Raw genomic sequence first — 11295 nt, forward strand, 5'->3', positions numbered from 1 at the left:
TGCCTCAGTGAGTTCGGGTCACTTTGCTCAAGTGACGGGGCTGATCCGGGTCCATGCCACGCGCCTCGGCCAGGCCTGCGGCCATGACATAGAAGCTCTGGATCGCCAGCAGCGGATCGAGGCCCGGGTGGGCGGCGCAGCTTAAGGTCAGGTTGCGCTGGGGGATGTCCGCCGGCGCCGCCAGCAGCACTTTGGCGCCGCGCTGGCGCATGTCTTCGGCCAACTGCAACAGGCCGGCCTGCTCGACGCCACGAGGCGCCAATACCAGCAACGGGTAATGGGCATCGATCAGCGCCATCGGGCCATGACGCACCTCGGCGCTGCTGAAGGCTTCGGCCTGGATCGCCGAGGTTTCCTTGAACTTGAGCGCCGCTTCCTGGGCGATGGCAAAGCCGGCTCCACGGCCGATGACCATCAGCCGCTGGCAGTCGCGCAGTTGCTCGATGGCCAGGCTCCAGTCTTGTTCGGCGGCTTCACGCAGTTGCCCGGGTAGAGCCAGGCCGGCGTCGAGCAGCGCCGGGTCCTGCTGCCACTGGGCGACCAGGCGGGCGCTGGCGCTGAGGGTGGCGATAAAGCTCTTGGTCGCGGCAACGCTCAGCTCGGGGCCGGCGCACAGCGGCAGGTGGTACTGGCAGGCCTGCTCCAGTGGCGAGTCTTCGGCATTGACCAGCGCCAGGGTGGTGGCGCCGCGTTCGCGCAGGGTGCGCAGGCTGTCGACCAGGTCCGGGCTCTGGCCCGACTGGGAAAAGCCCAGGGCCACCTGGCCGCGCACCTGCAGGGGCGAGTTCTGCAGGGTCACCACCGACATCGGCAGCGAGGCCACCGGCAGGCCAAGCTGCTGCATGGCCAGGTAGGCAAAGTAGCTGGCGGCGTGGTCCGAGCTGCCGCGGGCGACCGTCAGGGCAACCTGCGGCGCGAGGCTGCGCAGCTGTTCGGCGACGCTGGCAATACGCGCGTCGCAGCGCTGCAACTGGGTCTGCACAACGTTGGCCGCGGCCAGGGCCTCGGCAAGCATCTTAGAGCTCAAGGTGTTCTCCTTCGACCATTACGCCGATCAGGTTGAGGTTGCGATCCAGGCTCACGGCGTCGGCCCAGCTACCGGGCTGCAGGCGCCCGCGCTCTTGCAGGCCGAGGTAGTCGGCGGGGAACTGCGACAGGCGCTGGGAGGCTTCGGCCAGGGGCAGGCCGATCTTCACCAGGTTGCGCAGGGCCTGGTCCATGGTCAGGGTGCTGCCGGCCAGGGTGCCGTCGGCCAGGCGCACGCCGCCCAGGCATTTGGTCACGGTGTGGCTGCCAAGCTTGTACTCGCCATCGGGCATGCCCGCGGCGGCAGTGGAATCGGTCACGCAGTACAGGCAAGGAATCGAGCGCAGGGCCACGCGGATGGCGCCGGGGTGCACGTGCAGCAGGTCGGGAATCAGCTCGGCAAAGCGCGCATGGGCCAGGGCCGCGCCGACGATGCCCGGCTCGCGGTGGTGCAGCGGGCTCATGGCGTTGTACAGGTGGGTAAAGCTGGTGGCGCCGGCTTCCAGGGCTGCCACGCCTTCTTCGTAGTTGCCCAGGGTATGGCCGATCTGCAGGCGCACGCCGCGCTCGCTCAAGGTGCGGATCAACGGCAGGTGGCCGGCGACTTCCGGGGCGATGGTGATCACCTTGATCGGTGCCAGGGCCAGGTAGGCGTCGACCTCTTCGAGCAGCCCCAGGTGGGCGAAGTTCGGCTGCGCGCCGAGCTTGCCGGGGTTGATGTACGGGCCTTCCAGATGCACACCGAGCACCCGCGCGCCGCCGTTGCACGGTTGGCGAACGTACTCGCCGAGGGCGCCGAGCACCTGGGCCAGTTCTTCCTTCGGCGCGGTCATGGTGGTGGCCAGCAACGAGGTGGTGCCGAAGCGCACGTGGGTACGGGCAATGGTGGCGAACGCCTGGGCACCTTCCATGATGTCGCTGCCACCGCCGCCGTGTACATGCAGGTCGATGAAACCGGGCAGCAGGTAGGGCAGATCGTTGCCCTGCGGGTCGCAGGGCTGGCCGTCGATGGCGGCGACGCGGCCGTCACGCAGCAACAGGCGTCCGCGTACCCAGCCCGTCGGGGTGAGTATGTTGTGTTCGCTCATGGGGGCTCCGCTAGCGTCGCAGCTCGGCGACAAAGTCGTAGTAGTCGTCGCGACAGTAGGTGTCGGTCAGTTCGATGGGGGTGTTGTCGTCGAGGTAGCCGACCCGGGTCATCAGCAGCATGGCGGTGCCGGGCTCGATGCCGACCCGCGCCGCCAGTTCGGCGCTGGCATTGATCGCGCGAATGTGTTGCAGGGCGCGCACCACCGGCTTGCCGATCTGGTCGAGGTACTGGTACAGCGAATCGCCGATAGCCTCGGGGTTGCCCAGCAAGCGCGCGGGCAGGGTGCTGTACTCGACGGCCATGACGATGTCATCGGCCTTGCGCAGGCGCTTGAGGTGCACCACCTGTTCGTTGGGCGACAGGCCCAGGCGCACCAGCTCATCGGCAGACGGCGCATCGACGCTGCGCTCCAGCCACTGCGAACTGGGCGTGAAGCCCTTCATACGGAGCATTTCGCTGAAGCTCGACAGGCGCGAGAGTGGTTGTTCCAGGCGCGGGGTAATGAAGGTACCGGAGCCCTGGATACGGCGGATCAGGCCTTGTTCGAGCAGCACTTCCAGGGCCTTGCGTGCAGTCACCCGGGAGATGTCCAGGGCTTCGCTGAGGCTGCGCTCCGACGGCAATGCCTGTTCGGCTTTCCATTGCCCGGCGTGGATGGCCTGTTCCAGGTTGCGCGCCAACTGAAGGTACAAGGGCGTGGCCAGAGTGTCGTCGGGGCGCAGGGCGGTCAACGGAGGCATGGCGGTAGCTTCAGGTGGCGAGTGGTATTAAAAATTTAATACCACTTGAATACCACGTCAATACCACTTGTCAGCCTGTTTCATTTTGCGTCGTCATCATTCGACTCAACCTCAGACTGCTGGCCAGCCAGGGCTTGTCGTGCCGCCTGTTCGATAAAATCGAATACGTGGGCGGGAACCGTGTATTGAAACTGCTTACGCCGGTGCCTGGACACGACACCACCATTGGTCAGGCACATCATGACCAGATTCGAAAGCTCGCTGCCGCGCACGTCAAATTGCTCGTCGACGGCTTTGTAAACGCTATCGAAACAGGCCAGGAAGGTCGTTTCTTCGCGCAGTTCCACTTCAAGCGCATGCTTGGCCATTTCCAGGGTGAAGGCCACGCAAGGCGTTGCATCCCAGTAACGGTAGACGGCCGCATCACCACGGAACTGGAAGTTCAACTGCCCGAAGTCAATCCACTGGACATCCCAAAAATCCCTCACGGGTCGGGAGAAGCTTTGCAGAGCTTGCAGGTATCCTTGCTCGTTCCGTTTCATGGCAACCGACACGGGAAGCAACAGGCCGTTGTCCAGCGCGCCGGCCCGGCACAATGTCTGATGGATCAGGAAGCGAGAAAGCCGACCGTTACCATCCATGAAGGGATGGAGCAGGACAAAGCCGAAGGAGATGATCCCGGCTGCCACCAGTGGATCGGTGCGGGCTGCATCTTCATTGGCAAAGTGCATCAATGATTCCATCAGCTCCCGGCAGAGCTCCGCTGGGGGAGGAACGTAGGTCACACCCGCAGCGCCTTGCAGGGCACCGGCAAGATGGTTCTGTTCATGTCTGAAGGCGCCAGCCATGTCATACGGGTTGCTGATCGTGGCGTTCTGCAAGGCGACCAGATAGTCCTCGGTTAGCGGCTGGCGTTCGTGGGCCTGGCGCAGCAACTGTATGAACTTGCGCGATTTGTCTTCACTAGGCGCTTCCCGTTCGATGGCGAAAGAGTCCTTGGTTTCGTGCAAGTACGCCCAGTTGATGGCGCTGTCCATCATGATGGGCGGCAGCGACTGCATGAACGCCCTGGCGCGTGCTGGAATGTCATAGTCGAGCAGGGCTTTGATGTGCGGCGTACGTTCGACTGTGGCGCAGTAAGCCAGTGAACCGAGGCCATTGAACTCGACCCGCCACCTGGAGCTTCGCTCCCCAGGCTTGGTGATGTAGTGTTCAGGATCGAAAAGGTCCACGAAAGGGCCACGGACCGGAGCTTGCTGCTTCAGCAACTCGTCAGAGAACGCCTCGCGTAAATAGCAGGCCTTACGGATGTATATCCCGTTGGGTGTTGAGCGCAGGGCATCTTCGAATGCTTCGGCGGGGATCTTCGGCAACGCCTGGGCCAATAGCGCAAGGTTGATCCCTTCGTGCTTCAGGGCAAACAGCGCATGACCCAGCAAGTCGTTGGCCGCAGGCGCAATGGCGGCGGGTACGGCCAAGGTGGTACCGATTTGCTGGATACGCGTAACCCGCTGAACGACAGCCGGTAGCTGCAGCGGTACTACCGTCAGTTGAAGCTGCTGATGAAGATGGGCGTAGCCAACCGCTTGCATGCTGGAAATCCTGTTTTTCGGTATCAAAGGCCAGGATTTTCTTCACTGGCCCATGAAAATCTTCAGATTTCTCGAGTATGCCGATTTTTTCTTTAGTTGCCAGGCTCATTTGAGGCCTGAAGGCTGACTGGCATTGTGCGCTGTTCTTTGCGCTCGACCGCAGCACAGGCCAGCAAACCGACCTCAAACAAGATCCACATCGGCACCGCCAGCAGGGTTTGCGAAAACACGTCCGGCGGAGTCAACAGCATGCCGACGACGAAGCAGCCGACGATCACGTAAGGGCGGCTTTTGCGCAGGGTACCGACGTCGGTGACCCCGGCCCAGACGATGATGAAGGTCGCCACCGGGATTTCGAACGCCAGGCCAAAGGCTAGGAACAGGGCAAGAATGAAGTCCAGGTACAGGCCGATGTCGGTCATCATCGCCACGCCATCCGGGGTGACGCTGGCAAAGAAGCCGAACATCATCGGAAAGACCACGAAGAAGGCGAAGGCCATGCCCGAGTAGAACAGCACGATGCTCGACACCAGCAACGGCAGGGCGATGCGCCGTTCCTGGCGGTACATCGCCGGGGCAATGAAGCTCCAGGCCTGGTGCAGCAGCACCGGCATGGCGACGAACAGCGCCGCCATCAGGGTCAGTTTGAACGGCGCCAGGAACGGCGAGGTGACGCTGGTGGCGATCATGCTCGCGCCTTCGGGCAGGTAGCGGCGCAGCGGTTCCGAGACCTGGGTGTACAGGGTCTGGGCAAACGGCAACAGGCCGAGGAATACCACGGCGATGGCCAGCAGGCAGCGCACCAGGCGCCTGCGCAGTTCGCGCAGGTGAGCGGTGAGCGGCATGGCGCAGTCTTGGCTTGCTGTGTTCATCAGGGGTTTCCGCTGGTTGGGCTGTGGTCCGGCTGCAGGCTGACGCCGCGGCGCAGGTCCTGTTCAAGGCGCTGCAAGGGCAGGGCATCGAGTTCCTGGCTCAGGGCCTGGGTGTCCAGTTCGCGCTCGACCTGGGTCTTGATCGTGGCCATGGCGCGCTTGGCCTGGCCCAGGCCGCGGCCCAGGGTGCGCGCCGCCGCCGGCAGGCGCTCGGGGCCGAGCACCAGCAGGGCGACGATGGCCACCAGCAGCAGTTCGGTAAAACCGACTTCGAACATCAGCGCTGGTGTTCCGCTTGCTGCACGCTGTCGGCCTGCAGCGGCGCTTGGGGTTTGACCGGGCTTACGGCTTCGTCCGTGGCCGGGCCGTTGCCCATGGATTTGCGAAAGCCCTGGATCGCATCGCCGACGTCCGCACCCAGGCCCTTGAGGCGCTTGGTGCCGAACAGCATGAACACGATCACCAAGACGATAAGCAACTGCCAGATCCCGATACCACCCATGAAAAACGCTCCAAGCTCATGAAAAAGAAGGCCTTATCCTGCCTGCGCTTTGTGACGCAAAAGTGACGTGCAGCTGTATTTGCCATGTGCCTGCAACATCCGTTGTGTTGACTGACGGCTCATTGGCTAGGGATGTGCAGTTCATGGGTGCGAAGCGGCAACAAGGAGCGGCGCTGTTGATGGTGCTGGTGGTGCTGGCGATGCTCGCAGGCGGCCTGAGCTGGCTGGTGCAGGACGGTCGCCAGCAGATCGACAGCGTGCGCCTGGTGCAGCAGCGGGTGCAGGCCAGGGCCATGGAAACCGCCGGCCTGGCCTTTGCCGAGCAGGCCCTGAAAGACCCGGCCTGGCGCGCCAGCCCGCTGTTCTGGCAGGCGCTGCGCGGGCAGCCGCTGTCTTATGCCTTTGCCGGCGGCTCGGCGGCCTTGCGCATCCGCGACCTGCACAGCTGTTTCAACGTCAACGCGCTGATTGGCGAAGAGAGCGAACGGGCCGCACGGCAATTGCGCTACCTGCTGGGCGATGACATGGCCGCGCAACGCTTGACCGATGCCCTGGCCGACTGGATCGACAGCGACGGCCAGGCCCGGCTCAGCGGCGCCGACAGCGACCAGTACCTGCGCCAGTCACCTGCGCGCCTGGCGGCCAACCAGATGATGGTCGACATGAGTGAGCTGAACCTGCTGCTTGAGCCCGATGCCAGCCGCCAGCAACGCTATCCACAGTTGTGCGCGCTGCCGCAGACCAGCGGCTGGCGGCTGAATGCCAATGCCTTGAGCCTGGAGCAGTTGCCATTGCTTGAAGCGCTGTACGAAGGGGAGGTGTCACGTTCGCTGCTGACCCGGATCATCACCGGCCGGCCTGCTGGCGGTTATCACGATGCGGGTGCGTTGCGCCAGGCACTGGGGGCGATGGACGACGCAACATTCGCACGGTTGAGCGAAGGCTTGCTGCTCAACAGCGGTGACTTTGCCTTGCAGCTGGAATTCGAACAGGACGGGCAGAAGATGCGCAGCGAGTTTCAACTGCGCGCACGCGGGATCGTGCAGTGGCACGCGCTGGTGCCGGTCCAGCAGGTGCAGGTGATCAGCCGCTCGCCGCAACCCTGGTAAGGGCTGCGCCGAGCGAGGCTTGGGTTACACGCCGATTTCACCGCCATCGGCACGCTGGATCACCACGGTCGAGGCCCGTGGCCGCACCTTGGTGCCGGCCGGAGTAACGGCAGTGGCGACGTCGGTAGACGGCCAGTTGTCCGGGTGCTGGATGTTTACGAAGATCGACTTGTTGTCGGGGGTGAAGGCAATGCCGGTGACTTCGCAGCCGTTGGGGCCGACGAAGAAGCGGCGCAGGTCGACCTGGTTCTTGGCGTTGACCGGCACCTGCTTGCCCGCGGCATCGACCAGGTCGGTGGGGATCACCGCCAGCATCTGGTCGTTGGTGTAGTCGGTCAGGGTTTTTTCACCGTTGTCGGTCTGGAACCAGAGGATGCCGCGGCTATCGAAGCTCATGCCGTCGGGGCTGGCGAACTGGTTGAGTTCGGTCAGGCCCGAGCGGTTGATGTCGGCAGTGCCGGCGGCGTTGGCGCCAAACACGAAAATATCCCAGCTGAAGCTCAACTGATCGTCGCTGTCGTGCCAGCGGATGATATGGCCGTGGCGGTTCGGCCCGCGCGGGTTGGCGGCATCGACCTTGGCCGCGGTGCGTGCGCTGTTGTTGGTCAGGGTCAGGTACACGTCGCCATTGAGCGGGTTGACCGTGGTCCATTCCGGGCGGTCCATCGGTGTTGCGCCGAGGGCGTCGGCAGCGCCGCGGGTGTTGAGGATGATCCCCGGCAGGTCGCCGTAGATCGAGCCCAGGGTCTTGCCGCTGCTGGTCGGGGTGTTGACGTCGAGCAGCAGCCACACGCCCGAGCCGTCGGCATTGAAGCGGGCGACGTACAGCTTGCCCTGGTCCATGTACTTGTTGCCGGTGGCCAGGCGGTCGGCCGGGTTGGCATCGGCGGCTTCCCACAGCGCGCTGGAGACGAATTTGTACAGGTACTCGTTGTTGGAGTCGTCGCCCATGTACCAGACCAGCGGCTTGCCCACCACCGGCAGCCCCGGGCAGCAGCCCTCGTGGCGGAAGCGCCCGAGCGCGGTGCGTTTTACCGCAAGGGTATTGGCCGTGTACGGGTCGATCTCGACGATATAGCCGTAGGTGCTGGCTTCGTTGCGGAAGTCCTCGGTGGCGCTGGCGCCGCTCGGGGTGACGTTGAAGCGGCTGAATTCACCGTCCACTTCGCTTGGGTCACCGGCGACGCTTTCCCACTTGTAGTTACCGGCCTTGGTGCCGACGCCAATGCGCTTCTGGTCGGCCGGCAGGGTGGCGCTGGTGTTGACGAAAATCCCCGGCCAGTTCTCTTCGCAGGTCAGGTAGGTGCCCCACGGGGTGTAGCCGTTGCCGCAGTTGTTGTTGGTGCCGCGGGCCTGGGTGCCGTTTTTCGAGAAGCGCGTCTTGACGTGCTCGCTGCCGCGCAGGGGGCCTGCGATGTTCATCACCGTGGCGGTGGTGAAGCGGCGGTTGAGCGGGTCGTTGTCGACCACCTGCCAGCGGCCGCTGACTTTCTTCAGGCGGATCACCCCGGCGCCATGGGCGTTGATTTCCTTGCGCACTTCCTCGACCGGGCGCTTGCCGCTGCTGTCGCTGGTCGGGCCGTTGGGGTGCAGGGCGTCGGCGTCGATGTATTCGTGGTTGATCGCCAGCAGACCGTCTTCGGAGCTGCCGTTGATGGGGAAGAAGTGCATGCCGTCATGGTGCATGCCCACCGAGTTGGCCTGGTCGGCGGCGGTGTTGCTACCGTCGGCTTTCCACGGGTTGGCGCTGCTGTTCAGCGGCGTGCCCCAGGGCGCCAGGACGTAAGCAGTGTAGCCGGCGGCGACCACGCAGGCGTCGGTGCGCGAGCCTGGGATTGAAGTGAAGCCGAGCTTCAGTTTCGGCGGGGTTGGCGGCTCGACTACGGGTTCATCGTCATCCGAGTCGCTGCTGTCGAAGCAGCCCGTCAGGCCAGTCCCGGCAATCATCGCGATCGCGGCGCCCAGGCCACCGCGTACCACGCTGCGGCGGCTCAGGTAAGACTCCAGAACGCTGTCCATGGGCAGGTTGCCACTCTGGTTGCGGTTCAGGTTGTCGCCGGTGTCTCGACTCATCAGTTCAGTTCCTTTTGTTCAATGATGCGGCGTGAAAGAAACCGGGACTTTAGTGAGCAAGTGTGATGATTGATTGGCAGTTTTGTTAAAAGGCGTTGAAGGAAATAAATCGTTACCACCTGATTTGCCTGAGGTTTTGCCCTGGCTGTCGATTAACTGCCATCAAACTGTAATCCAGGCGCCCCAATATCCCGGCCCGACAACCAACAAGCGCGAAGGCGACGGGACAGGCTGAACATGCACAGACGGGAAGTGTTGAACTGGATCGGCGTTGGCGCTGCGGCGCCGCTGCTCACGGCCTGCGCGGGCCTGGGCGGGACGTCGGCCGGCAACGACGCGGCGCTCGATGTGCTGTATTTCGCTGACACCCTCGATGCCCGCCAGGCCGGTAAACCGGTGGTCCCGGCCACGCGCCTGGGGCCGGTCACCCACCTCGGCCAGGCGCCCTGGATGACCGGCGCCAGCGCCCGCCAGGCCCGCGCCGAACTCAACCCGCTGCTCGACGCCAGCCTCGCCGATGGTGTGCGCACCGGCGGCTACGCGGTGCTGGCGGCCTTGCTCGAGCAACTGCGCCAAGGCGCCGGGGCTGACAACTGCCTGACTCTGGAGAACGGTCAGGGCTGGAATGGCAGCGGCCTGGCCTACCTGACCCAGGGGGGTAGCGGTGTTGAAGGCAGCCAGTTGCTGGCCAGCGACGTGCGGGTCAGCAGCGATGAGCGGGTGCTGTGGCCGCAGCGTTGCACCGGCCTTTATCGGCAATATGGCAAGCCCGTGCTGGGCGCTGGCTTGGCTGCGGAGCAGGCCACCGCGCTGGGTGTTGCAGCCTTTACAGTGTTTCGTCGTGGTGGTGTGCGGGTCGCCGTGGTCGGCATCACCGACCCCTATGCCCAGGACCAGAAAGCCTCGCTCAAGCAGTGGTACCAGTCGCTGCTGCCGGCCTTCGAACAAGCCCGCGGGCAGGCAGACCTGGTGATCGCCCTGGCCGATGTCGGCACCGGCCCCGGCCTGTGGCTGGCCGAACGCCTGAGCGATGCCGACTTGCTGCTGTGCGCCCGTGGCCAGGACTTCTGGCCTGAGCCGGTGACCGTGCTGCAAGCCAGCGGCAAGCGCGTGCCGGTGCTGTTCGCTGGCAATCGTGCCAGTGGCGCCTTCCAGGTGCGCTGCCAGCGAAGCGCTGGGCAATGGCAATTCAGCGCGCATTTTCATCCGGCCTTCGAAAGCAGCCTTACCCCTGGCGCCCAGGCCCGCGCCGCGCAGATCCGTGGTGTGCTGGCGCAGCAACGCGCCGGTCACGCCGCCTGGCTCGATCAACCCCTGGCGCGCGCACCGCAGGCACTGTGGCGCCGTGATACCCGCGGTGGTAGTTGGGACCGCCTGCTGCACCTGGCCCTGGCCGCCGACAGCGGCTACCCGGTGTTGCTCCCGGGCCTGCGCTACGACAGCCCCCTGGCTGCCGGCCGGGCCATCACCCGCGAACACCTGATCAGCCTGACCGGCAGCTACCCGGCGCCGGTGGTCGAGGCGCCTGCGCGGCAAGTCGAGCAGGTGCTGGAAAACGCCGCCGAGCAGTTGTTCGGTGACCCGCTATTGCTCGACAACAGCCAGGACCTGCCGCGCTGGCTGGGCCAGCCCTGGCAGTTGAGCTACAGCCCGAGCGGCAAGCGCGTCTCGGGCTTCAGCGAAACCCAGGGGCAGTGCCGCACCTTCGGCCTGCAGTACGCCTCCAGCAGTGGCGAGCCGCTGTGGCAACGGGTCGAGGCCTGGCTGGCGCAGCAGCCAACCGACTGGCAATTGCCAGCGTTGCAATTGCCGCAGCTGCGCTATGTCCAGGGCCATCCCGGTTGGCATCCCCGTGAGTTGAGCGCGTGATCCGCGCCTCGCGCCTGTTCAGCGGCGCGCTGCTGACCCTGGCCGCCTGGCTTGCCGCCCAGTGTGTTTTGCAGCTCAGCCGCACGCCGCTGCCGGCGGTGGCCGATGTGCCGCAAGCAACGCCTTTACCGGGCCTGATGGTCGGCCATTGGCAGGCCCAGGCCGACAGCGGTGAGGTGCCGCTGACCCGTTTACCGCTGGAGTACCTGGGCGGCCTGCGGGCCGTGCCGCTCAGCGCCACGGTGGTGGTGCTGCGTTACGGCCAGGCTACGCGCAGCATGCGCCGTGGCCAGCGCCTGGCGCCGGGCATCGTGCTGGAGAGCATCGATGACCAGGGCCTGATTTTCGACAACCAGGGGCGGCGCGAACGCCTGCCCTGGCCGCCACGGCCTGCCGTGACCGGCTTTAAGCGCCAAGGATGA

At 64.9% G+C, this 11295-nt stretch carries 11 protein-coding genes; 3 read left to right on the top strand and 8 right to left on the bottom strand.

Translation table 11 applies throughout. The annotated features are described in order from the left end of the window. Positions 1-4: 4 nt before the first annotated feature. The 7 genes from LOY22_RS05285 to tatA form a co-directional block, all read right to left on the bottom strand. The gene (locus LOY22_RS05285) at positions 5-1027 is read right to left on the bottom strand and encodes an SIS domain-containing protein (RefSeq protein ID WP_093386953.1); all 1023 of its coding nucleotides are present in this window, start codon (positions 1025-1027) and stop codon (positions 5-7) included. Continuing rightward, a complete protein-coding gene (gene nagA, locus LOY22_RS05290) occupies positions 1017-2114 on the bottom strand; it encodes an N-acetylglucosamine-6-phosphate deacetylase (protein WP_258596685.1) in 1098 nt (365 codons plus the stop codon). Before nagA ends, LOY22_RS05285 begins: the two co-directional genes overlap by 11 nt. A 10-nt stretch (positions 2115-2124) precedes the next feature. Beyond that, positions 2125-2856: a GntR family transcriptional regulator gene (locus LOY22_RS05295; RefSeq protein ID WP_123565693.1), complete on the bottom strand. Its 732-nt coding sequence runs from the start codon at positions 2854-2856 to the stop codon at positions 2125-2127. An 80-nt stretch (positions 2857-2936) separates the two neighbouring features. Then, on the bottom strand, positions 2937-4448 hold the full coding sequence (locus tag LOY22_RS05300) for a Fic family protein (RefSeq protein ID WP_258596693.1): 1512 nt from the start codon (positions 4446-4448) through the stop codon (positions 2937-2939). A gap of 92 nt (positions 4449-4540) precedes the next feature. Next, positions 4541-5320, bottom strand: coding sequence for a twin-arginine translocase subunit TatC (gene tatC, locus LOY22_RS05305; RefSeq protein WP_045196498.1), 780 nt, complete (start codon positions 5318-5320; stop codon positions 4541-4543). Next, the gene (gene tatB / locus LOY22_RS05310; RefSeq protein ID WP_195885775.1) at positions 5320-5598 is read right to left on the bottom strand and encodes a Sec-independent protein translocase protein TatB; all 279 of its coding nucleotides are present in this window, start codon (positions 5596-5598) and stop codon (positions 5320-5322) included. The genes tatC and tatB overlap by 1 nt, the downstream gene beginning before the upstream one ends. After that, positions 5598-5822: a twin-arginine translocase TatA/TatE family subunit gene (gene tatA, locus LOY22_RS05315; protein ID WP_258596702.1), complete on the bottom strand. Its 225-nt coding sequence runs from the start codon at positions 5820-5822 to the stop codon at positions 5598-5600. The genes tatB and tatA overlap by 1 nt, the downstream gene beginning before the upstream one ends. Before the next feature lie 143 nt (positions 5823-5965). On the opposite strand from tatA, the gene gspK reads away from it, so the two are divergent. Continuing rightward, positions 5966-6931 carry a type II secretion system minor pseudopilin GspK gene (gene gspK / locus LOY22_RS05320; RefSeq protein ID WP_258596704.1) on the top strand — a complete coding sequence of 322 codons (966 nt, stop codon included), beginning with the start codon at positions 5966-5968 and terminating at the stop codon, positions 6929-6931. A gap of 24 nt (positions 6932-6955) precedes the next feature. Here gspK and LOY22_RS05325 read toward each other — a convergent pair whose 3' ends face one another. Next, positions 6956-9004, bottom strand: a complete 2049-nt coding sequence (locus LOY22_RS05325; protein ID WP_258596706.1) for a PhoX family phosphatase — start codon at positions 9002-9004, stop codon at positions 6956-6958. A 237-nt stretch (positions 9005-9241) separates the two neighbouring features. Here LOY22_RS05325 and LOY22_RS05330 point away from each other — a divergent pair, with 237 nt between their 5' ends. Together LOY22_RS05330 and LOY22_RS05335 are read left to right on the top strand one after the other, a co-directional pair. Further along, positions 9242-10873 (top strand): lipoprotein UxpA, encoded by a 1632-nt coding sequence (locus LOY22_RS05330; protein ID WP_258596708.1) that lies wholly within the window; start codon positions 9242-9244, stop codon positions 10871-10873. Beyond that, on the top strand, positions 10870-11295 hold the full coding sequence (locus LOY22_RS05335; protein ID WP_093386916.1) for a pilus assembly protein PilZ: 426 nt from the start codon (positions 10870-10872) through the stop codon (positions 11293-11295). The genes LOY22_RS05330 and LOY22_RS05335 overlap by 4 nt, the downstream gene beginning before the upstream one ends.

The organism is Pseudomonas sp. B21-035, assembly GCF_024748945.1.
Lineage (GTDB): Bacteria > Pseudomonadota > Gammaproteobacteria > Pseudomonadales > Pseudomonadaceae > Aquipseudomonas.